Origin of the sequence: Psychrobacter sp. SC65A.3, from assembly GCF_025642195.1 — a bacterium.
GTDB classification, from domain to species: Bacteria; Pseudomonadota; Gammaproteobacteria; order Pseudomonadales; family Moraxellaceae; genus Psychrobacter; species Psychrobacter cryohalolentis.
Map to the genome: position 1 here is coordinate 63,506 of NZ_CP106752.1, position 23,510 is coordinate 87,015.

Here is a 23,510-nt window from a genome sequence, read left to right on the forward strand (position 1 = left end):
GAAGAATGATCCGCTTGACGATCTCTTTCTGGCTTACTTTCATTCTCTTCTATATCGGTTTGTTTCATACTTATTCGTTAAAATGTCTTAATTATATGAGTAGCCAAGACTTGGGCGGTGCCAAGACTTATTTGTCCGGCGCCGATCACACCGATGTTGATAATGCTCATGATGTACTCCTATTTATTACGCTCAGAAGACCCTCATAAAAATCGGGCGCAAAAAAATCAGAGGCTCCGGTTGGGGGCCTCTGAACTCGAGAAGGATTTAAAAAGCCGGCTGAACTGTCAGTCTTGTTGCATTGAGTTTAACGCTTCAGTTCTAGCTTGGCGTTGACGAAGTAATCCGGATTAGAATTGAACACCTATTCTTTGCCGTCGTCGAGCGTCACTTTCTTGCCATCATCGTACTGTTGTACCACTACAGTCTTTCCCTGAACCTGGCAGCGGGCGATGGCGTATGGAGAGAGTTCGGCGCCAAAGTCACGGTAAGCCCAGCGAACCAAAGATGCAGACATGATAATAAGTACTGGTATCATCGGTAGTGCTACCAGGATAGTGGAGGTCTGAACCGCTTTGAGGCCGCCAACGGATAGCAGCCCTACACCAACCAAGGCAAGCATAAGGGTCCACAAGATACGATTCCATCTGGCTGGCTCTTCATAACCGGTAAGTTCCTTGGTGCAGATAGATGCCAGCATGTAGGCGGAAGAATCTACAGTTGTGGCCAGAAACACAAAGCATAGCAGTGTGAATAACGGGATTACCAACCATGCTACTGGCAAGGTTTTCAAGATCGCTACGACTGTTGCCGGTATGCCATCGCTGCTCAAAATCGCCTGCAGATCGACTACACCACTAAGCTGCAGGTCAATAGCATAACCGCCCCAGATTGCAAAGAAGGCCCAGCAGCCGAGGGTACCCCAGACTACGCCATTAACGATTATGTTCTTAATGGTACGACCGCGCGAGATACGTGCTACAAACAACCCCATCATAGGCGCGTAAGCGATCCACCAAGCCCAGTAGAAGATGGTCCAGCTCTCGGGGAAGCCACCCTTTGCCACTGGATCAGTCCAGAAGTTAATGCGGAAAAAATTATCTAAGAACAATCCTACACTGTTAGTCCAAAGGTTCAACAGAAAGATCGTTGGCCCCACAATCAAGACAAAAAACAGCAGCAGAAAACCTAGCGCCGCATTGATATTTGATAGCGTCTGAATTCCCTTGTTCAGACCGTTATAAACACTCCAGGCTATCATCGCGGTCCAGGCGGTCAGGATCCCCATCTGCAATCCAAATGAATCTGCCAGTCCGAACATCTCCTGAAAGAGGGCGGACACCAAAGGCACGGAAAGTCCTAGAGAGGTTCCCACACCACCGACGATCGAAAAGATCACAACGACGTCGATCAGCTTGCCAATAGGACCGTCGACTGCGTTGCCGAGTATACCGCGGCAGGCTTCGCTGAGGCGCAATACATTGACCTTGCGTACGTATAGAACATACGCCATAGGTAGGGCGGGCATCAAATACAGCGCCCAGGGCACTACGCCCCAATGGAACATCGGATACATGGCGGCCCATTCGGCTGCCTCAGTGGTGCCGCCTTCGATACCCAAAGGCGGACCTGACAAGAGGTAGAGCGGTTCTACAAAGGCCCAGTTACAGATTGAGATGCCGATTCCTGCACAGAACAGCATGGAAATCCAAGGAATGGTCCTGAACTCTGGCTGCTCGTCGGGTGCGCCCATTTTGATCCGCCCCAGAGGGCCGTATGCAAGCCAGACCATAAAAAAGAAACTGCCGATTCCGGTTAGTAAGTAGAGCCAACCGAAGGTGCCGGTGAACGAACTTAAAAGTCCATCAACAGCGGCTTTTCCCGCCTCTGGATATAAAGCAAGAGGAATGCTTGCAGCTAAAATAGCAATTAGCGAAGACCAGAAAATTCCCGGGTCGATCGTTAATTTTTTGTTTTTTTGAACGGTATTCATTACCTTTACCTCACACATAGTCCTTTAGGGAGGGGTACCTCAAGTTTTATTTGTTATTGCTTGAGGTGATTATTACCGGCACTGTCAATTATTGATACCTTATATTTTTCTAATATTTAAAAAATCGTTTCAATAAAAATGTGTGTGAACCGGTAGAAAAAAGCTATTGTTGTAATCGAATCAAGGCATCGGCAGCAACTGCACCTTTACCTTTAGGCCTGACCATCAAGGGGTTGATATCCAGTTCGGTAACACTGTCCCAGTGATCCATAGCAAAATCAGCTACGGCCATAATGGCATCTACTACGGCTTCCAAGTCGCCTTCCGGGCGGCCTCGAAAACCCCGCAGCAACGCGCTGCCTTTGAGTGATAGAACAGCCGTACTAGCTGCTTCGCGGGTGATTGGCAGCAGCATAATTGCACTGTCGTTGAGCAGGTTGACCAGAATCCCGCCCGTACCAATAATCAATGCCAGTCCGAACTGTTCATCTCGTTTGAGGCCAATGATCAGCTCGCCAACAAAGTCTGAAATCATAGGTTCGATCAGAAAGCGGGCATCGGCGAGTCCCTGTTCGGCTAGGCGCCCCGCCATTACCTCAACGGCGCTGGCCACGGCGCTGCCATCTTTAAGATTGAGCATGACGGCCCCAGCCTCGGTCTTGTGAGCCAGCCTGTCGCTGACCCCTTTCATCACCACCGGGTAGCCAACTTCGTCCGCTGCTTCTACCACATCTGCTTTGTTTACACAGCGACCGCCAGGTAGTTGCAGGCCATAGTGGCTAACCAGTTGTTTAGAGGCCCACTCATCTAGCATCTTGCTCTCGCCTTCCACCAATAAAGGCCCACGCAGAAGTAGTTGCTCAGAGTCATCCATTGCGGCCACTTGACGGCGGCGCTCGCCATAACGCACAAGCCGTGCCAACGCTGCAACACCGTCTTTCAGACTTTGCAATGGTGCAATACCAGCTTTCACTAACCGCTGGCGGGCGTTCTCCGGCATTAGCTCGCTGAGGTTAGAGATCACGGCGCAGGTCTTGGGGTGGTTGGCGTGAGCCGCAATTAAAGAGTCAACCGCCACTTGCCATTCGTAATCGTTACCAATACCCTGTTTGGGGAAGTCCAAAGCTAATACGGTAACGTCATAGTCGCCCTCCATCATAATGCCAAATACCTCGGTACAGGCTTCAAGGTTGCCCCAAATTGAGGTGTTGTAGTCTAGGGGGTTGGAAAAGCTGGCAAAATCGGGCAGCCATTCACCTAGTTTTTGTTCCTGTACCTTGGATAAGCTTGGCAGCTGAAGATTATAGTGATCCAGGCTATCAGCTAGCATGGCACTATCACCGCCAGAGCAGGTCAGCACGCCGATACGATCCCCTTTGGGAAGTTCGCACAGAGAGGCAATCTTTAGGGTTTCAAGCAATTCAGACAAAGAGTGCACACGTAGGATACCCAGCCTATCGAACATCGCCTGATACATGTCATCAGAGCCCGCTAAGGAGCTGGTATGACTCATGGTCAGCTGGATGCCGATCTCTGAGGTGCCTGCCTTGAGAACTACCAGAGGAATGCCTTTATCTAAAGCCTTCAGGGCAGCGCGGCTAAACGTTTCAATGTCTTTTAGCCCCTCGATATAAAAACCGATGGCGGTTACACGATCGTCTTCGAGCAGTGGCTCGATATAGTCGCCTGCGCCTAATACCGCCTGATTGCCAACGCTGATTACATGGGTGATTGAAAGTGAGCGGCCGTGCATGGTCAGATTCAGCGCTACGTTACCACTTTGGCTGATGATAGCGACGCCTTTATCGGTACGCTCACCACAAAGGCGATCCGGCCATAACGCGACGCCGTTGGTAAAATTTAGCAAGCCATAGCAATTGGGGCCCACTAATGCCATATCTCCGGCCGCTTCTATCAGTGAGTCTTGCAGTTCATCGCCATTGTTGCCTACCTCAGCAAAGCCAGCGGCGTAACAAACCACGCCGCCGCACCCACGTTTATTCAGGTCGGCGACGGCTTGAACCGTCAGCTTAGCGTTGATGGATACGAACGCTGCGTCAGGAGTGCCAGGTAAATCATCAATGCTGGCGAAACAGGGTATATCAGCGATTTCGTCGTACTTGGGATTAACCACCCATATTTCGCCATCAAAGCCGATGTCTCGAGTGTTTTGGATAGGAAGTGCCAGGTTGGAACCGCCAATAAATACAATACTGCGCGGTGAAAGCAGTCGTTGAAGATTTTCTTGTTTTGTCATGATTAGAAACCTTATAAGCCCAAAAAAAGAGTTAGGGCGCGCTCGTACGCGCCCTAGGGGACTTACCAACCAGTGTAAATATCGAGGCCACGCTTCTTAATTTGGCCGCTGATAATAACACGTTGGATTTCTGAAGTGCCTTCCCAGATACGGTCGACTCGGGTGTCACGCCACAAACGCTCAACCGCTTGTTCACGCATATAACCGCGACCACCCAGAATTTGTACAGCCTTGTCGCAAACTCGGCCCACCATTTCGGAGCAATACAGCTTCAATGCTGCCGCTTTGGCGTGATTAAGCTTGCGATCGCTGGTCTGGTCGATTTCCCAGCTCAATCGGTAGAGCATGGACTTGGCGGCCATGATTTCGACGCCCATATCAGCAAGCATGAATTCGATCGCTTGAAAGTTATTAATCGGTTGGCCAAATTGGATGCGTTCGGCGGCAAACTTGTTTGCTTCTTCAGCGGCTCGAATGGCGCCACCAACGCAACGGGCGGCTATTCCTAGGCGTGCTTCAACAAACCAATCCTTGGTCATATCGTAGCCTTGGCCGATTTCGCCTAGAATTTTATCTTCTCCAACAATCACGTCGTTGAAGATGTACTCAGGGTGCTTGAACGCAAAATGGTGGGTATAAAGCGGTGTGCGTTTGAGCTCTACACCAGGCAAGTTCTTTTCAACAAAAAATACGGTGGGTTTGGTTGAATCACCATCTACGTGAGCGTGTACTAGAATATAATCGGCAATGTCTCCGATGGTTACGAACCATTTTTCACCGTTGATTTTCCAGCCACCCTCGACCTTGTCTGCACGGGTCATGCACTGAGTCGGGTCAGAGCCTGCATCAGCTTCAGTAATGGCATAGGCGTCGCGACGTTTGCCCTGACAAGTCGGGATTAAATATTCTTCTTTTTGCGCCTGAGTAGCGAAGCGCATGGGATAGGAGGGATACCAAAGCGCGTCCCAGATGGCGCCAGTGGCTTTGCCTAGTTGCTCGTTGAGAATGGTCTGTTCAAAGATACTAAAGCCTTGGCCGCCATCTTCCTTGCTGTGGTTTGGTGCGTTAAAGCCCCACGCCAATGTGGCATCAATAATCTTTTGGTGGGTTTCACGGCTGATGCCGTCATTTTCTTCACACTCCATTTCATGAGGGAAGAGAACGGTTTCGGTAAACTCTTTGGCTTTTGCTTGCAGTTCAAGATGCTCTTTGGAAAGATTAAAATCCATTGTAAAGTCTCCAGGGAATGTTAGTGTTGCTGATTACGTGCCGTTTGTTTACGGGCCTAAACTCCTATTAACTCTACGCAGGAGTGCAAGGGTGTGGTTGACCAAAAACGACGTATTTATCGTGAAATACGACAATGAGCGGTGTCGTTTTGTGGCGTAAAATCTGTTCTGTCGTTTTGGTGCATTTTTATGACGATTTTGTGCAATGGGTATATCGGGCTTTGCGCTAAGGTGGTGGCAATGGAACAACCAATACAAAAACAAACTATGGATTGAACAATATGTCAGTGTCTGTACATACCGAACACAGGGGCTCAGCGTTATTAATCACCTTGAATCGCCCCAAAGCTAACGCGATTGACTGCGCCACAAGTCTTGAGCTTTACGAGGCCTTGGCTGAATTTGAGCAGAACCCTTCTCTTCAGGTCGCGATTATTACTGGAGCCGGCCAGCGCTTCTTTTCAGCGGGCTGGGATCTTAAAGGCGCCGCCGCGGGGGAAGCGGTAGATGCTCACCACGGCCCTGGTGGTTTTGCCGGGCTGACCGAACTTTTCAGTCTGACCAAGCCTGTTATTGCAGCGGTTAACGGCATGGCAGTTGGTGGTGGTTTTGAACTGGTTTTGGCCTGCGATTTAATCGTGGCAGCTGACCATGCTCAGTTCTTCCTACCCGAAGCTCAGATTGGTATTGTTCCTGATTCAGGTGGCGTGTTTCGTCTACCCAAGCGGTTGCCTCGAGCAGTTGCTATGGAGATGCTATTAACGGGTAGTCGCCTGAGTGCAGACGAGGCTCTGCGTTGGGGATTAGTGAACGCCGTTGTTGCCCCGGACGAATTGATAGCGACGGCACTGGCGCTGGCCGGAAGAGTCGCTGCAAGTGCCCCCTTGGCTCAACAGGGAATCATGGAACTAGTCTCTGCCGGAGAATCACTTTCCGTACAGCAAGCGTTTGAACTTCAGCGTAGCGGATCGTTGCCGGCTTACAGACGCATGCTGCAATCACAGGATGCCGAAGAAGGCAGCAATGCTTTTGCGGAAGGCCGCCCCCCAATTTGGAAAGGGTGTTAAAAGGAGATAGGTTATGGAAAATATATTTAGATCTGATTTGTTTGCTGGTAAAACGGTTTTGATAACCGGTGGCGGGAGCGGCATTGGCCTGGCAATAGCTCGTAATTTCGGTACTTTGGGGGCTCGGGTGGTGATTGCGGCTCGAGACCAAGAACGATTGATTGAAGCGGGAAAGAGCCTGCGTGAGGCTGGTGTCGATGCGATCGAACTGGAAGTTAATATCCGTGATAGCGACTCTGTGGCAGGTCTAATAGAACAGCTAGAGCTGCAGGGAATTGGTATTGATATATTGATTAATAACGCTGGTGGACAATTTGCTGCGCCTGCCCTAGAGCTCTCTCCTAATGGCTTTCGGTCGGTTGTTGACCTTAACCTCACTGGCACTTTTCTTATGTGTCAGGCTTTTGCCCGGCACTGTATAAACCGCAAGCTCCCCGGATGTATCATTAATATTGTTTTGTGCCAGGCCAACGGGCTGCCCGGTATGGCGCACGCAGGTGCTGCCAGAGAAGGTGTCGTCAACTTAACCCGAACTCTAGCTTGGGAATGGTCAAATCTTGGTATTCGAGTGAATGCCGTGGCACCGGGCACTATCAAGACTGAAGCATTGGATCAGTATGACCCAGTTGCGCTGCAGGAGGGCATCAATAAGCTATTGATAAAGCGCATGGGTTTACCCGAAGAAGTTGCTCAATCAGTAGCTTATTTGGCATCACCCGCTGCTGGTTTTATCACCGGCACATGTCTCGCTCTGGATGGTGGTGAACACTTGACAGGCGCGTCTCCGCAACGTTAATCAAAGGATGACTTTTATGCCCTGTTATGAGTTTGAAGGTTTGATTCCGGTGGTGCATCCTAGTGCTTATGTTCACCCCACAGCAGTGCTGATCGGTGATGTGATTGTTGGCTCTAATGTTTACATTGCCCCGCTAGCATCTCTGCGTGGAGACTATGGCCGCTTAATCTTAGAGGATGGTTCCAATCTTCAGGACAGTTGTGTGATGCATGGATATTGCGACACTGACACCGTTGTTGAGGCTAACGGCCATATTGGGCACGGCGCAATTCTTCATGGCTGCATAGTAAAGCGTAATGCGCTAGTGGGTATGAATGCGGTAGTGATGGACGGAGCCATTATTGGTGAGGACAGCATCGTTGCCGCCGGCAGTTTTGTTAAGGCCGGCTTTAAAGGGGCACCCCGCCAGTTGTTGGTAGGTTCGCCTGCCAAAGTGATTCGTGAGGTTAGCGAACAGGACTTGCATTGGAAAAGCCTCAATACAAAAGAATATCAGTCGTTGGTCTTGCGCTCAGCCGCGAGCATGAACGTGGTTTCGCCGCTGCTAGAGATGGAAGCAGATCGCCCTAGACTAAAAGGAGTGACCGTCGTACAACCCAAAGTATGAGATAGAATCGAAGTGGTATATTCAAAAAAAATTGATGTATGTCAACGGTCTTCACTTGGGCTGCGAGCGAACTGTTTGCGGTAGCTTCGGGTGAAATGGGGAGCTGAATTGAATCCGCAGATGATTCTGATTTCAGAAATGCTTAAGCTGGACTCTTTCAGCAACTGTCGAGACCGTTCCAGCCGCAACTTCTTGTAATAGCCAGAAGGTGAGTCGTTCAGAAAACTGCGGAACAGGCGTTCCAGCTGCCGAACGGAAATGTGTGCGTACTTTGCCAGCTCTTTGGTGGACAAGGGAGACTCCAGATTTGCTTCCATCTTCTCCAACACGCGCAGAAGGCGTGGATGGTATATTTTGAGACGTGCGGATAAGTCGATGCGTTGCTTGTCCGATTTCTGACGGATACCACTTTTTATAAACTGTTCACAAACCTTGATTGCGAGACCGTGACCTAGCTCTGCCTGAATGATATAAAGCATCAGATCGATGGCCGAGGTTCCGCCGGCACAGGTGATCAGATTGTGCTCCACTTCAAACAGCTCGTTGGTGAGTTCCAGTTCGGGATGATCTTCTTGAAAGGAAGGTGCTGCTTCCCAGTGCAGGGCTATTTTGCGATTTTTCAGAAGCCCAGCTGCAGCCAGAAGATAGCAGCCGGTGTCCATGGCACCTATTAAAGAGCCTCCTCGGTTGAGTTTTTTAAGCCAAGCAACAGTTTCATCCCGGATATAGTTTTTCGGATTAAAGCTAGAGCAGACAAAAAGATTAAGGGGGGCTGCAGCATCACAGATGGCAACTGTTTGTTGCAAAGCCAATAGATTGCTCGCTACCACTGATGGGCCGTCCTCGGAAAGCAATTGCCAACGAAAAATCTCGCGGCCGGCAAAGCGGTTCGCTACTCGCAGCGGCTCAATAGCAGACAGTAGGGCGACCATTGCGTATTCAGGTAAAAGCAGAAAGGAAATAGTAAAGGCGCCATCTTTATCAGGCTTTAGGATCATAGTGATAAACCAAGTTTTTACTGAATACTATAACAGACAACGGAATATGTAAGTATCTACACTAGATAAATTTGTCCCCGAACTCAGATTTTTAGTCTAAGTCCATTCAGTTATTTCCCATCTAGCTTACTCGCCAGAAAACAGTGAGTATTAGAGTTCAGAAATGAGTACAGCCCTTTGTTTAGAAGGCATAGTCTAAACGGAGTTTGTGGCACAGCCATTCATCAGTACAGTGGATAGTGGGGGAATGGCAAAGATAATTTTCCAGTGACACCCCTATCCTTAGGTGTGCATGACTCTTATGAAGATCTTTTTAGGGCTACACAACGGGAAAATATACATGCATAAAATATACATGCATAAAATATACATGTACCAATTTATGCGGATCGTACAGCATCAAGAGATGGATTGCATTGTAGGGGACGACCAGTTTTGGACAAAGTAATTTGACGGTTGTCATCGATTGCGCAAGAACTTTTACTCTGAAAGATTTAGGATACACGCCGCTCTTGTCGCTTGTTTGTAGTTTCGAACGTGCCAAACCCCACTAAGTTAACCGTGCGAAGCCTTTCAGCAATAAGTTTTTTTAGAATTACCATCAATCTATGATTTTTAGAGTAGGGCTCTTAATCATCTGCTCTGAATAGAAAGTAAAATCGTTTTCTTCAATAGTAATCAGATAAGTATTTTTAGAGGGAGACAACCATTTTATATTGTCAGTTACAGCTCTAGGGATGTCTTTTTCAGTAATGATTTTGAAATCCACATCTTTTTGTTCCCAGTATCTGCGTTCTAACTTCTCTATAGTCCTAGTGTCATTTAAATGATTGCTATATTTAGCTTGCAGCGCTAATTAAGACGTTACTGATTTAATATTTTTGGATATAACGTAAAAGTCAGTAGTCATTATTTTGAACTCACCTTTTTGAGATGGATGCTTAATTCCTACATCATCAGTAATTTGCTTAGTTATATTGATATTTAGAGGGAACTGCTCTTGTATACCTTCAGTACTACTTTGCCACTCGAAAAGAAAAATACCGCAAGCTCAAGACCAGAGAGTAGGTGGTGTGTTCGTTTAGTCTTATGACCAAAGACACGGTGAGATCTTCCAAGTGAGGATATATCAGCTACTTTGACAAATGGCTGATAATCTTTTGAAGACTTAGTTGTTATAGCTCTTTTTGTATTTTTGTTATTCAAAAAAAATCCTTTGCCATCTCGTTAATACAAGATAGCAAAGGATTAATCATCACACAATAGTATGATAGGTAATTACTCAGTATGATAAGTAATTACTCGCTGACAATAAATATTGTTAAATTAGTAAACATTATTCGACTGTAACTGATTTTGCTAGGTTACGTGGCTGATCGACGTCTGTACCGCGCATTACTGCGACATGATATGACAGCAATTGTACTGGCACGCTATAAACAATCGGCGCAAGCGTTTCGCAAACATCTGGCACATACACCACGTGCAATCTATCTGCTGCGACCATTTGACTGGATTCGCTCGCAAAGACAAACAACTCACCATGACGAGCATGTACTTCTTGCATATTGGCTTTTAGCTTATCAAACATACTGTCTTTAGGTGCTAGCACCACGATGGGCATGTCTTTATCAACTAATGCCAATGGTCCGTGCTTCAGCTCGCCTGCCGCATAGCCTTCAGCGTGGATATAAGAGATTTCCTTTAACTTTAATGCGCCTTCTAGAGCAATTGGGAACTGTAAACCACGACCTAGGAATAAGCAGCTTTTCTTATATTCAAAATGCTCACTCATGATCTTGATAGGCGCGTCGAGGTGTAAGCTAGCATGAAGCTGACCCGGTAGTTGTTGCAGTTGACCAAGCAGCGTGCTCAAATTTTCATCAGTCATGCGCTGTTGGGTCACACCTACCTTTAATAACAATAACATCAGTGCTGCAAGCTGAGTGGTAAAGGCTTTAGTAGATGCCACGCCAATCTCGGGACCGGCAAGCGTTGGTAAGAAGATATCCGTTTCACGTACCAATGATGAGGTTGGCACATTGCACAATGCCAAACTTACCAGTCCAATAGGAGACTGTTTTTGAATATCACGTAGTGCAGATAAAGTATCAGCAGTCTCGCCCGACTGAGAAATACAAATCACTAAAGAGTTATCAATGACGACTGGATTGCGATAACGGAACTCACTGGCAACTTCCACTGAGCAAGGTACACGAATAAGACTCTCAAACCAGTATTTTGCGACCAGACCTGAATGATAGCTGGTACCACAAGCGATCACTTGTACGTGCTTAATGCCTTTTAATTGCGTTTCATGACGTTGCAGAAAATCATCACGCAGTTTAGTTGGCTCTTCATTATCTAATGCCATCTCGAGAGTGCGAGCGACGGCATCTGGCTGCTCGTAGATTTCTTTGAGCATATAATGCTTAAATTCGCCTTTGTCCGCATTGTGTTGTGCTGCGTCAATTTCATGGATTTGGCGTGTGACCTCGACACCATCAGCGTAAACCTGAATACTGTTACGCGTTAATCGGGCAATATCGCCTTCCTCTAGATACATAAAACGATTGGTCACTGGTAAAAGTGCCAATTGATCGGAGGCGATAAAGTTTTCGCCAATACCGACGCCAATCACTAAAGGAGAGCCTAAACGTACTGTAATAAGCTCTTCTGGGCAATCAATATGGATAACGCCAAGGGCAAATGCGCCATGTAATAAAGGAGTGACAGTGCGAACGGCTTCTAATAAGTCAGGCGTTGCTTTATAGATATCGTTAATAAGATGCGCGACGACTTCGGTATCGGTTTGCGAGGTAAACTCGTACCCTTTGGCAATTAATTCTTCTTTTAGCTCGGCGTAGTTTTCAACGATACCATTATGTACCACAGCAATCTTGCCTGAAACATGCGGATGGGCGTTACGCTGAGCCGGCTCGCCATGCGTTGCCCAGCGTGTATGCGCAATACCAATATGACCATCGAAAAACTCTGGGTTGACTGCGACGGCATCGACTAAGGCCTGAACTTTACCCACTTGGCGCTCACGGTGGAGCTCGCCATCACGAATGACAGTCAGACCAGCAGAATCATAGCCTCTATATTCTAGGCGCTTAAGTCCCTCAAGTAAGATATTGGCGATATTACGCTCAGCCACTGCTCCAACTATTCCGCACATAACTATTCCTTAAATTTAATTATTAGTATTTCGATATATGACGATGTCTGGTTAATCTATAAATATAAATAAGCAGCACCACAAATCATTGTCGTACTGCTTGAGATTGCTAAGAGCCGTTTTTATTTAGCTAACTGTCAACGCTGCCATTATTTTTTAGTCGGACGCTTAAAGTCATTTTTCTGTGTTTGACGAGCACGACCAAAGGCTAGTGCATGAGCATCAACGTTTTTAGTAATCACTGAACCAGCTGCCACAGTAGCGGTATCACCAATTTTTACTGGCGCCACTAGACTTGAGTTAGAGCCAATAAAGGCATTATCGTCAATGATGGTTTGTGATTTATTCACACCATCATAATTGCAAGTAATCACACCAGCGCCAACATTGACACCAGTACCAATAGTGGCATCACCAATATAACTTAGATGATTAACCTTGCTACCATCACCAATTGTTGATTTTTTAATTTCGACAAAATTACCGACTTTGCTGTTGTCAGAGAGTATTGTCTCAGGACGTAAATGCGCAAAAGGACCAATATCTACACCTGCGCCAACTTCAGCGCTATCAATCACGCAATAAGGTTTTATATGACAAGCGTTGCCTATCTGGGCGTTTTTAATGACACAGCCCGCTTCAATATAAACATTATCACCTAAGACACAATCACCCTCAAATACCACACCCACATCGACAAACACGTCCTGACCTGCGCTCAAGGTGCCACGAATATCGACACGAGTAGGGTCAGCGAACTGTACGCCAGCTTCTTGTAAGTCAGCGACCAGTTTACCTTGCCATGTACGCTCTAAGCTAGCAAGTTGTTGGCGGTTATTCACGCCTTCAATCTCAAAGGTATGCTCAGGCTCAATCGCTGCAATAGTGATGCCATCAGCAACCGCCATTTTGACAATATCGGTCAAATAGTATTCTTGCTGCGCATTGTCATTTGATAGCTTGGGCAAAAATTTATGCAATAAAGCATTATCGACGCAGTAAATACCGCTATTAATTTCTTGTATCTGTTGCTCATCGCTATTGGCGTCTTTTTGCTCAATAATGGCTTCAATATTGCCATCTTTATCACGTTTAATACGACCAAGACCAAATGGATTATCTACGGTTAGCGTCAACATAGACATGCCGTTAGTATTGGCATCCTGTAGTGTCGCTAAAGTTTGACAGCTAACCAATGGCACGTCGCCGTAAAGAATGAGGCTTTGTCCATCTTTTGGTAGCTCAGACAAGGTCACTTTTACCGCATGTCCCGTGCCCAACTGCTCAGTTTGGGCGACCCAAGTAATGGGCAAATGCGCATATTGCTGGTCAATGTGATCTTGTACTTGCTCGCCACCAAAACCATGGACAATGATGGTGTCATCAACCGTCAATTGATGGCAAGTATCTAACACGTGACCTAGCAATGACTTGCCAGCCAATGTCTGTAGCACTTTTGGCTTGGCCGACTGCATACGCGTGCCTTTACCAGCAGCGAGGATAATTACCGAAAGAGAAGATGTCATAAGAGCCCTACAAATGTAACAAAATATAAGATCGAATTATAGCGCAGATTGCTAGGTAACTAAAACGCTATGTCGTGACAACTTTGTAAGGGCGTGATTAAGTGATAATTATGTAAATAACTATCCAAACAGCTGCTGCCATAATACCTGCAATGATGTCATCGAGCATAATACCAAGGCCGCCTGCGACTTTTTTATCTGCCCATCCAATGGGTGGTGGCTTAATGATGTCAAAAAAGCGAAAAAATATAAAGATCATGATCAGAGCAGCGACAGAAAAAGGTTGCGAGATATTGTGCCAAAAATTACCGTCAGCAATACCTATATAAGACAACGGCAATAAGGTAATCCATATACCTGCCCACTCATCCCAGACAATATGTGGGTCATCATGACCGCCCATCAAATCTGAGGTGCGACCACATATCCAGATACCAATGATGCAAGATAAAAGCGTAATAATTAAAAATGGTATAAAACCTAAGCTTAGCAGCGGTATTGCAACGATCAAGCCGCCAACCGTACCCCAAGTGCCGGGCGCCCGGCGAGGTAAACCACTGCCTAAGCCAATACCGAGCCAATAAACTGCGTGGTCAAGCATAGTGGCGTTGACTGGCAGAGGAGGGCAATCATTGGCTTTACGGATATCGGGCTTAACTAGGTCGTGATCGGTCATGGGTTAACCTGCAAAATGTTGGTAACCCGTAAGATTGGGCCAAGTAATAAACGGTGAGGGATGGGTGGGTGTCACTGGCTGATCTTGATAATAAAGTTCAGGACGTGTATGCGCCGCATTATCTGTATTTCTATCACTCGCCAATGCAATCACATTACCAATGTAAGTCACAGGCGTATTAACGTCGGTACAAGAAGATGGCTCGATATGGGGAGGTAAGGTAAAAGCCAACTCATAATCATCGCCACCAGTTAATTGACACAATAGCCGCTCAGATACATCGATACTAGCTAAAGGGTTACTGGTAGGAAGAGCTTCCAAATTAAGTCTCATAGCGATGCCGCTTTGCTCGCAGATATGACCTAGATCTTGATAAAGACCATCAGAGATATCTATCATTGACGTTGCACCGATTTGTGCTAGTGCTGCACCTAAGCTAATACGTGGTGTTGGCATGTGAAGTCGATGCGCAAGTTCAATACCGATAGCATTATCAGGGTGCTGTAAGGCATAAGCGGCATCGCCCAGTGTACCTGATACATAAATTTTATCACCGACTTGTGCCCCTGAACGATAAATAGCCGGAGTATCTGCGGCAAGCAGCCCTTGGGCACTGACACTTAACACTAAGCTATCATTACGGGTCGTATCGCCGCCGATAAGGGTTACGCCAAATAACTGGCAAGCATGAAATAAACCTTTGGCAAACTCAGTCAGCCACTGACTATTAGCAAGGCGCTGAGGTAATGCTAATGCCAGTAAAATGCTATGCGGTGTAGCACCCATAGCCGCGATATCAGAGACGTTAACGGCTACCGCTTTATAACCGATAGCAAATGCCAGCTCATTAACTTGATCCCAACCAGCACTAAAGTGACGACCTTGAACGAGTGTGTCAATACAGCTGACTAAGCGCGAGCCTATAGGCAACGCCATCACTGCCGCATCATCACCGATGCCTTTTTCGACACCATTCGATAATGACTGCGTGGCTTGCATCTGTGAAAATATGCGCTCAATCAGCTCAAATTCATTCATGGCTAGTCTTTGCTTTTTTCATCAGCATCATTTAATTCAGCACTTTTTGTATCAAAATCAGCGCTATTCGAGTCAAGTAATTCGACCTCTGCTGTAACTTTGTCATTGCTAGCAGCGATGTTTTCTTCTACTGGCTGATCATTGGCAATGTTTTCGGCAGTAACGGCAATCTCGTCTGCTTTATCAACGATGACTGTTTCGATGCTAGTCGGTTTAATAATAATTTCCTCAACCGTATTTTGAGTATCGTTCTGCTTACTGGCTTTGTAATCAGTAATATTTGCCAAAGCTTTACTGACACTATTGCGTTTAACACTGGCATTATTAGCACTGATACGTGGTTTATTTGATGCTGTTGGCTTTTCTTCGATATCACTATTATTAGCATTGATATCTGTTTTTTTATCCGCTTTAGTAACAGGCTTAGCTGCTGCTTTTTGTGAGGTGCGAAGATTGGCTTTGCTATCCGCGTCTACTTCGGAAGCACGTAGCTCAACTGCCATTCTATCTAAGACGGCATTAATCAGTTTATGTGCATCCGTAGCACCAAAGTGATTGTTTAGCTTCATCGCTTCATCAAGTACCACTTTGTACGGAATTTCTAAACGATTTTGTAGCTCGTAAGCGCCAACCAAAAGAATGGCATGTTCAACCGTATCGAGTTTATTGATTTCACGATCTAGATGCTGGCTAATAAGCGCATCTAAGGCATCAATCTGCTCTGGGATATCGCGCATCATTTCATGATAGTAGCCAATATGTACAGTATGCATGGCATTGGTCGCGCGTGTGCGAGCAGCAATATCGTGCGGGGCATTGGCTTTCCAACCAAGCTTGCCATCGATATCAAAACGGCGGTCAGTAACCAGCCATTCATATAGACCTTGCATAGCAAAGCGGCGTGCCTTACGAATAGCAGTGTGACTGGTCTTATAAGAAGACTCACTCATATCAAAGGTTTGATCGCCCGCACTGCTGCTCGCGATGCGCGTGGCTTCAGCTTGTTGGTCATTAACTTGTGCGGTTTGTGCAGCGCTAATAGCGCGCTTGAGTTGGTCAGTCATAAGGGGTCTATACCTAGTTTTTGAGATAATAAGTTTAAAAATAAAATGTTAAATAGTGGTCGACTAGCAAATGTTGCTAGTCAGTCTTGGAAATGGATGTTCGATAATCATTTAAAATATTAACGCTAATGTTAATGCTATTGTAAAGTGCTGAGGGCTATCGTTATAACCATAGCCCCGTTTCAAACCATAAATAATAATTTTATACTCACAAATGCGGCTAACAGTGAGTGCAATTAAGCGTCTTCGCTGCCATCATCAATGTCTAACTGTGATAACACGGCAAGCATTTCTAGTACAACCATCGCTGCTTCTGAACCTTTATTACCCGCTTTAGTACCAGCACGCTCAATCGCTTGCTCGATGCTGTCAGTAGTCAATACGCCGTTTGCTACTGGAATATTATAGTCAATGGCAACACTGCTTAAACCTTTAGCAGATTCGCTTGCGACAAAGTCAAAATGCGGCGTGCTACCACGGATAATCGCACCCAAAGCAACGATAGCGTCAAAGCGATCAGACTCAGCAGCGCGCTGTGCAACCAATGGCAACTCGAAAGCACCCGGCACACGAATCACAGTGATGTTACTGCCCAATACGCCATGACGAAGCAATGCATCAATTGCACCATCAACCAATGACTCAACGACAAAACCATTAAAACGACCGACGACGATACCGATACGCACGTCCTCGTTTTGATGTAAATTGCCATCAATATGGGTCACGTCATTGCGTTGCTGTTGTAAATTTGACATAAAAAATCCTTTGCCGAATAGGCTATTAATAGAAGTATAAGAATCTAAGTATTAGGAATCTAAATATATTGCTAGGTTCAAATCGCTTATTTAATTGGCTAGTGAGCAGATAAATAGGCAGTAAAATGAACGAAAACCAAATGATAATAAGCAGTTAGCGCTATGATAACATTTTTTTCTGCTATATTTGTATTTTACCAACGTCTTACAAACGCATTTGTATCCCTTGCGCTGCCATATATGCTTTGGCTTCTTGAACGGTATACTCACCAAAGTGAAAAATACTGGCAGCAAGGACGGCATCGACGCCGCCTTCTAATACACCTTCAGCTAAATGCTGTAAATTACCGACGCCGCCTGAAGCAATGACCGGTACATTTACACGACTGGTAATTTGCTTCATCAATGCCAAATCGTAACCTTTTTTGGTGCCATCACCGTCCATCGAGGTGACTAGCAATTCGCCAGCACCAAGCTCCGCCATTTTACTTGCCCAAGCAACCGCATCAATGCCCGTTGGCTTACGACCGCCGTGGGTAAAAATTTCCCAGCGTGGCATGATAATGCCATCAACCTCGATATCAGCAACGCGCTTGGCATCGATAGCAACGACGATACATTGATTGCCGAATTTCTGCGAGGCTTCACCGACGAACTCAGGGGTAAATACCGCAGCAGAATTGATCGCTACTTTATCCGCGCCTGCATTGAGCAAATTACGAATATCGGCAATTTTACGCACACCGCCGCCGACAGTTAATGGCACAAATACCGTTTCCGCCATACGTTCTACCGTATGATAAGTGGTGTCACGCTCGTCATTGGTTGCGGTAATGTCCAAAAAAGTAATCTCATCGGCGCCTTGTTCATTGTAGCGTTTGGCCACTTCGACAGGGTCACCTGCATCTTTAATATCGACAAATTGTACGCCTTTGACCACGCGCCCATTATCAACGTCCAAACAAGGGATGATACGCTTTGCTAACATAGGGTCTTTCACCTTATAATCAATTCATTCTATAAGCGCTAGTCTAGCAAAATCACTGCCATCTCAGGCAGGTTTTCGCAAGATTAATGTGCTTTTTGCCAAAGTTTATTTATAAGCGGTGCAATCGTCGCCATCACCGTCTATATTTATCCCATTTACCTTTATTTAATTGCCATAAGTGAGATGTCATGTCCGTCTATACCCAGTTAACCGATGACCAATTTGCTACCTTTTGCCAACGTTTTGGCGTGTCATTCGCGCGTGCCATTCCGATTACCCAAGGTATTAAAAACTCAAACTGGTTTATTCAGACGACTGATGATGTAGATGGTGCACATTCTTATGTGTTTACCTTGTTTGAAGAACGTCCACCAGAAGATATCGAAAAAATGGCGGTTATCTTAAACCAACTAGACGGTAAATTACCGGTCGCCGCGCCGTTATCACTCGTTGATAGTGCAGAAAAATGCTATGTCATACGCTATGACAATAAAGCGATTACCTTAGTGCCATGCCTAGCAGGTTCGCATCCACAGCAGACCACGCAAGCAATGTGTCATGAAATTGGCGCATCTTTGGCAGTATTGCATGAAACGCTACAACAGCTACAGCCTGCGGAAGAATATGGCGTACCTTTGTATCCATGGAGCGAGGTACGCGACCGTGAAAAGCAGTTTATGCCAAGCGACGAAGCCAAATTGATGAGTGATATTTGGCAATCTTATACGGACTTGCCACTTGCCACTTTGCCAAAAGGCTTATGTCATTTAGACATGTTTGCTGATAATACTTTATGGAACTTATCTTTAAATAACAGTCAAAAAGGTGAAGCGCGTCTGACTGGGTTATTAGATTTCACCGAAGTCAGCGTTGAACATTATGTGATGGATATTGCCATTACTATTAATGACTTTTGTACTACTTGGGGTATGGCTGAACAAGGCGAGTCGGTAAACTTTGACCGCAGTAAAATGGCGGCTTTTTTGCAAGGCTATGAGTCGAAACGCATGCTCGGTGAAGATGAAAAGCGTGCCTTACCAGTGATGCTCGCAAAAGCCGCGGTGATTTTTTGGCTGCTACGTTTAAACGTTATCCATTACAACCGTACCGAAGGACGTACCGGTGATAACATCATGGTCAAAAACCCTGACTTGATGAAGCGTCTAGCCGCTTATCATTGGTCACATGTTGAAAAAGCACAAAATACGGTATTTGTACTGCTAGCTATTAATAATAAGATCGAAAAGCCGATAGCCGGTGTGTTTAGCAGTATTACGCAAGCTGAGCAAACATGTGATAGTTTAGGTAATAGCAGCGATTTTATTATTAAAGAATATACGCTCGATCAATTAGTATAATTTTTTTTGAGCATTCCTGTATCAAACATATAAAGGCGACCTCATGACCGATCAAGTTGATAACTGGCACAAACTGGCACGCTACGATACCAATATCCAAGGTGAGTTACATGCCAATTTGCTGCGTAATAATGATATTACTGTTTCTCTACAACCGCTGAGTGCGATGCCTGGTATGAATTCTGGGATTGTGCTTTGGGTACAAGATACCGATTTGGTGCATGCTAAACGCATTTTGGATAGTATTGATAAGGATGCGGCAAGCTTGCCTGAAACAGACGACGATAACGGCGGTACTCTATAAATGTGTCAACTTTTAGGTATGAACTGTAATACACCAACCGATATTGGTTTTAGCTTTGCAGGCTTCCGTCGTCGCGGCGGCATGACAGACAGTCATGAGGATGGTTTTGGTATTGCATTTTTTGAGCGTAGCGAATGCACTAATAGTGACAGCTCTAATAGTGAAAAGTCGGACAATGCCTCGACTGGTCTACGTTTATTCCATGACAATCGCCCAAGCCATTTATCGCCCGTTGCTGATTTGGTTAATAATTATCCGATTAAAGCGATGAACGTCATTGCCCATATCCGTAAGGCGACCCAAGGACAGAATTGCTTGGCCAATACCCATCCTTTTGTCCGTGAAGTCTGGGGCGAGCAGTGGGTATTTGCGCATAATGGACAGATGAATAGCGAATTTATTAAACGCTGCCAGCGCCTGCAAGACAATGGTAATGCCTCACATTGCCAACCAGTCGGCACAACTGATTCTGAAATGGCATTCTGTTATCTGGTCAATCGGCTGAAAAGTAGCTTTAAAACTCGTCCGGATGACAAAACGCTGTTTAACTTTTTGACGACTCAATGTCGTTATTTATCCGCTAACGGTTTGTTTAATTGCTTAATATCGAATGGTCAATGGCAATTGGCTTATGCAGGCAGTTTACTGTTTTATCTCACGCGCAAAGCACCATTTGGTGAAGCAAAATTAGCAGATGATGATTTGGCGATTAACTTTGGTGATGTAACCACTGATAAAGATAAAGTGACTATCTTAGTGACTGTGCCATTGACTGAAAATGAAAAATGGCAGCAGCTGGCAGTTAATGAGTGCTTAATATTTCAAGATGGGGATGTCATTTATAAAGACAGCCCAAGCCAGCGCAAGTTTTTGACGATTGAGGAAGGCGTTGCGGTAGCACGGGCAGTTGGGGCGAGTGTTTAGGAGTGGTGAATAGTGGATGTTAATTAAATATACATTCCACAACACCGCTTAAACTTTTCTCCTGACCCACAAATACACGGCTGTTTTTGGGTGACAGTCATTTCTACTGTTGGGTCGAGGAAGTACCAACGCGCATCGTTGTTCGCCTTGTCTGTTACTTTTACAAAGGCAGACAATTCATGATGCGCCTGCAAGCCATCATCTTCATTATCAGAGACATTAAAGTAAGCCTTAAACTCAACTTGCGCATGACGTTTAGCTAGCTTTGGCGTATGCGTAATGATTTCTAATCCTGCCCAATCCGTCTCCTTTGCCCAACTCTCAATCGCCTGAACATCTAGTAAATTTTGCTGCGCTGGTAGCGTGGTCTTGGCGATATAGTTTGGCTTGACCAACACAAACGCACTATAGCGCGTGCGCATTAATCGCTCAGCAGTTTCTGCTTTTATGCCGTCAGCTTTATCAGTTTCTTCGCTCAATAAACTGTTATGGTAAGGCTGGCAGCAATCTTGATAAAGTAGCGGCGCGCTAATGTCATCCGATGACGGGTTAATTTGGCAAGGGCAGGTCTGTAGAGAAATTGACATTATTTACTCAAGTTATTATTCGTTTTGATAGTTTCATAAGTTTTAATTTAGCCAGTTTTTTATCAATTCTGGCCATAGACCGATTTTAAGCTTTGCCCAAGGTGCGGGGTCAAGTAGCTGCTGCCAAAAACCATCAAACGGTGGCGCAAAATATAGCAGGAGCGCAAGGATGACGTACAGTAGCAGATACCACCATTTATCTTTATGCTGATAGAACTTCATCGCCGTACCCGATGAGCGCTTCATTTTCATATTGGATAAATTCACACTATATAGCTCATCCAATGCCAAATGCACTATCGCACCGCCGAATAAAAACAAGCCGTAAAACCAGCTAACCGTCAACGGTAAGTTTAAAATATCATAGCTAATATAGGTCATTCCAAGCCCCATTATCGCCATATAGGGCACCGAGTGAATGACACCACGATGCACGGTCATATTGGTAAAAATCGAAAATACCACATAACGCATAAAGCCGTAGCCGGCCAACCATAACGCTATCAACGCCAGTAAACTCAGCTCACTACGCCAATGCATCACCAGACCAAAGGCAAAAATAAACGAGGTAATATTAAAGCCAAGTTTAATCGGCGTCGAGTTATCTGAATCTAAGTCAGGGAGCAACCCACCGATGGTACCGAGCGCCACACACATCAAAAAACCTGAATCATCAATCAATCCAGCTTTATAAACCGTTAGACTCATCGTACCACTGACCATGAATGCGACATTTAAGTGGGTGTTAAAATTTGCCATAAAAACTCATCAATAAGTAGCGCACGAAAACGTCATTTCGAGCGGCTCGTCTAGCCGTAAAAAAGCGCTCCATGATACCATAGCCACGCCAGTCGTCTAATAGAGATAGTCAATATGACCGCTACTGATTTACCCGCTAAGCCCTATCGAAATGCTGCTTCTAATGCATCTATTAATAACCCGTCTACATGCGATAGTCAGCTTGATGACAGCTTTGTTGTTATTGACTGGCAAGCGCCATGGCTGTGTCACTTAAATCAGTTAGATTATATAAGTCACGCCATTACTCAGCTAAGTGGCTTAAAGAACGACCCTGCTCAGACAGATAAAATTGAAAACTCACCTGATATTATCGCCAAGGTTTTAAATACAGCGTTGCAGCAACAGGCTGATGACCTACTTCAGTCATTACCGCAAACCAAACCTGCACTAAACAATCAATCCCACACCTTACGATTTGTCTCACAAAATGCGCTGCCAGAAGGCGAAGCGTACGAGAGTTTTATCGGTACGACTGGTAATATTCCGACACGGGATAATTTGCATGACTTATTTAATGGCAGTATTTGGCTCACTTTTCCCAAAACTAAAGCCTTGCTGAATTATTATCATATGCTTGAAATCGAACAACAAGGTATTGGTGCCAGTCGCGGGCGTGTCCGCGATACCATTACCGTATTTGATGAGAACGGCGCGATTTTAGTGACAGCAGAGCCTAGTATTGGTGAGGCACTAGTGGATTTTGACTGGCAAAAAAGTTTGGTAGAACCGCGTGAGCAGTGGGATAAACCAAAAGCGCTAAATAGCGCCTCTCAAGCTGCAGTTTATATTTTTGGTCATGCCTTAATAGAAAAACTGCTACAACCACGTAAAGCATTATGCGCCCATAGTATTGTTATTTATGTGACGCCAGATTTTTTTGTCTTATCGCTATCTGAGCGTATTAGTCATTTGGATCAGAAAGTAGCTGATTATATGGAGGCATTATTATCACAACCGGATGTGACACCGCGCAAACTGTCTCCATTGCCTATTTTGGGTGTGCCGCATTTTTGGGCTGAAAATGCCAAGCCTAACTTTTATGATGATAGCCAAGTGTTTCGCAGTGGTCGCCGTCAAAAATAAAAAGATAAGGGAATACCTTACGAGTTAACCGTTAATGCTTAACCGCTAAAGCATTGTTACGTTTACGATTGTGCCACGATTTGACTACGTCTAGACGTTAACAAAGCTCGGGTTATTTGTTATGGTAAAAGGACGTTACTGTTAAATACTAAAGATATGCTTATGTCTTTTGTTACCTAAGATTTTGTTAGTATAAAAATACAGCGGTCTATTTTTCTTAGCAACTCTTATGAGTCATTCATTTGAGTTGTTAATAACAGCTACTAAAGTTAGCC

Annotated in this window: 21 protein-coding genes; 7 read left to right on the forward strand and 14 right to left on the reverse strand. The window is 45.4% G+C overall.

The features are described 5' to 3' along the window. Positions 1 to 364: 364 nt before the first annotated feature. From OEG80_RS00255 to OEG80_RS00265, 3 genes are all read right to left on the reverse strand, one after another. The gene (locus tag OEG80_RS00255; protein WP_263241210.1) at positions 365 to 1,993 is read right to left on the reverse strand and encodes a BCCT family transporter; all 1,629 of its coding nucleotides are present in this window, start codon (positions 1,991 to 1,993) and stop codon (positions 365 to 367) included. A gap of 163 nt (positions 1,994 to 2,156) precedes the next feature. Beyond that, positions 2,157 to 4,250, reverse strand: a complete 2,094-nt coding sequence (locus OEG80_RS00260; protein ID WP_263241212.1) for an acetate--CoA ligase family protein — start codon at positions 4,248 to 4,250, stop codon at positions 2,157 to 2,159. A gap of 62 nt (positions 4,251 to 4,312) precedes the next feature. Further along, a complete protein-coding gene (locus tag OEG80_RS00265; protein ID WP_020444489.1) occupies positions 4,313 to 5,479 on the reverse strand; it encodes an acyl-CoA dehydrogenase family protein in 1,167 nt (388 codons plus the stop codon). 281 nt (positions 5,480 to 5,760) lie between these two features. On the opposite strand from OEG80_RS00265, the gene OEG80_RS00270 reads away from it, so the two are divergent. Genes OEG80_RS00270 through caiE form a run of 3 tightly spaced genes read left to right on the forward strand, consistent with a single transcriptional unit; the run spans position 5,761 to position 7,949 of the window. Continuing rightward, a complete protein-coding gene (locus OEG80_RS00270; protein WP_020444488.1) occupies positions 5,761 to 6,546 on the forward strand; it encodes an enoyl-CoA hydratase-related protein in 786 nt (261 codons plus the stop codon). A 13-nt stretch (positions 6,547 to 6,559) separates the two neighbouring features. Then, entirely contained in the window at positions 6,560 to 7,342 is a 783-nt protein-coding gene (locus OEG80_RS00275) for an SDR family oxidoreductase (RefSeq protein ID WP_020444487.1), read from the forward strand. A 16-nt stretch (positions 7,343 to 7,358) separates the two neighbouring features. Further along, positions 7,359 to 7,949: a carnitine operon protein CaiE gene (caiE, locus tag OEG80_RS00280; RefSeq protein ID WP_020444486.1), complete on the forward strand. Its 591-nt coding sequence runs from the start codon at positions 7,359 to 7,361 to the stop codon at positions 7,947 to 7,949. Positions 7,950 to 7,990: 41 nt separating this feature from the next. On the opposite strand, the gene OEG80_RS00285 is transcribed toward caiE, so the two are convergent. From OEG80_RS00285 to hisF, 9 genes are all read right to left on the reverse strand, one after another. Then, entirely contained in the window at positions 7,991 to 8,947 is a 957-nt protein-coding gene (locus OEG80_RS00285) for a GlxA family transcriptional regulator (protein WP_263241215.1), read from the reverse strand. Positions 8,948 to 9,548: 601 nt separating this feature from the next. After that, complete coding sequence (locus tag OEG80_RS12935; RefSeq protein ID WP_442792458.1) at positions 9,549 to 9,797, reverse strand: TnsA endonuclease N-terminal domain-containing protein; 249 nt, start codon at positions 9,795 to 9,797, stop codon at positions 9,549 to 9,551. A 486-nt stretch (positions 9,798 to 10,283) separates the two neighbouring features. Then, a complete protein-coding gene (gene glmS, locus OEG80_RS00290) occupies positions 10,284 to 12,128 on the reverse strand; it encodes a glutamine--fructose-6-phosphate transaminase (isomerizing) (protein ID WP_263241217.1) in 1,845 nt (614 codons plus the stop codon). 149 nt (positions 12,129 to 12,277) lie between these two features. Beyond that, positions 12,278 to 13,654 (reverse strand): bifunctional UDP-N-acetylglucosamine diphosphorylase/glucosamine-1-phosphate N-acetyltransferase GlmU, encoded by a 1,377-nt coding sequence (gene glmU / locus OEG80_RS00295; RefSeq protein WP_263241218.1) that lies wholly within the window; start codon positions 13,652 to 13,654, stop codon positions 12,278 to 12,280. 97 nt (positions 13,655 to 13,751) lie between these two features. Continuing rightward, a complete protein-coding gene (locus tag OEG80_RS00300) occupies positions 13,752 to 14,330 on the reverse strand; it encodes a phosphatidylglycerophosphatase A family protein (protein ID WP_263241220.1) in 579 nt (192 codons plus the stop codon). Positions 14,331 to 14,333: 3 nt separating this feature from the next. Further along, positions 14,334 to 15,368, reverse strand: coding sequence for a thiamine-phosphate kinase (gene thiL / locus OEG80_RS00305; RefSeq protein ID WP_263241222.1), 1,035 nt, complete (start codon positions 15,366 to 15,368; stop codon positions 14,334 to 14,336). A gap of 2 nt (positions 15,369 to 15,370) precedes the next feature. Then, complete coding sequence (gene nusB, locus OEG80_RS00310) at positions 15,371 to 16,432, reverse strand: transcription antitermination factor NusB (RefSeq protein ID WP_263241224.1); 1,062 nt, start codon at positions 16,430 to 16,432, stop codon at positions 15,371 to 15,373. 236 nt (positions 16,433 to 16,668) lie between these two features. Beyond that, a complete protein-coding gene (gene ribH / locus OEG80_RS00315) occupies positions 16,669 to 17,190 on the reverse strand; it encodes a 6,7-dimethyl-8-ribityllumazine synthase (RefSeq protein ID WP_011514697.1) in 522 nt (173 codons plus the stop codon). Between the two features lie 205 nt (positions 17,191 to 17,395). Then, positions 17,396 to 18,178 carry an imidazole glycerol phosphate synthase subunit HisF gene (gene hisF / locus OEG80_RS00320; RefSeq protein WP_011514696.1) on the reverse strand — a complete coding sequence of 261 codons (783 nt, stop codon included), beginning with the start codon at positions 18,176 to 18,178 and terminating at the stop codon, positions 17,396 to 17,398. A 188-nt stretch (positions 18,179 to 18,366) separates the two neighbouring features. Between hisF and OEG80_RS00325 the strand changes: the two genes are divergently transcribed. Genes OEG80_RS00325 through OEG80_RS00335 form a run of 3 tightly spaced genes read left to right on the forward strand, consistent with a single transcriptional unit; the run spans position 18,367 to position 20,764 of the window. Next, complete coding sequence (locus tag OEG80_RS00325) at positions 18,367 to 19,536, forward strand: homoserine kinase (protein ID WP_181210619.1); 1,170 nt, start codon at positions 18,367 to 18,369, stop codon at positions 19,534 to 19,536. 43 nt (positions 19,537 to 19,579) lie between these two features. Further along, complete coding sequence (locus tag OEG80_RS00330) at positions 19,580 to 19,840, forward strand: hypothetical protein (RefSeq protein ID WP_011514694.1); 261 nt, start codon at positions 19,580 to 19,582, stop codon at positions 19,838 to 19,840. Continuing rightward, complete coding sequence (locus OEG80_RS00335; protein ID WP_011514693.1) at positions 19,841 to 20,764, forward strand: class II glutamine amidotransferase; 924 nt, start codon at positions 19,841 to 19,843, stop codon at positions 20,762 to 20,764. Between the two features lie 23 nt (positions 20,765 to 20,787). On the opposite strand, the gene OEG80_RS00340 is transcribed toward OEG80_RS00335, so the two are convergent. Further along, positions 20,788 to 21,351 carry a YchJ family protein gene (locus OEG80_RS00340; protein ID WP_181210620.1) on the reverse strand — a complete coding sequence of 188 codons (564 nt, stop codon included), beginning with the start codon at positions 21,349 to 21,351 and terminating at the stop codon, positions 20,788 to 20,790. Between the two features lie 42 nt (positions 21,352 to 21,393). Next, positions 21,394 to 22,110 (reverse strand): metal-dependent hydrolase, encoded by a 717-nt coding sequence (locus OEG80_RS00345; RefSeq protein ID WP_181210621.1) that lies wholly within the window; start codon positions 22,108 to 22,110, stop codon positions 21,394 to 21,396. A 114-nt stretch (positions 22,111 to 22,224) separates the two neighbouring features. On the opposite strand from OEG80_RS00345, the gene OEG80_RS00350 reads away from it, so the two are divergent. After that, positions 22,225 to 23,235 (forward strand): DUF3025 domain-containing protein, encoded by a 1,011-nt coding sequence (locus OEG80_RS00350; RefSeq protein ID WP_181210622.1) that lies wholly within the window; start codon positions 22,225 to 22,227, stop codon positions 23,233 to 23,235. Positions 23,236 to 23,510: the final 275 nt, after the last annotated feature.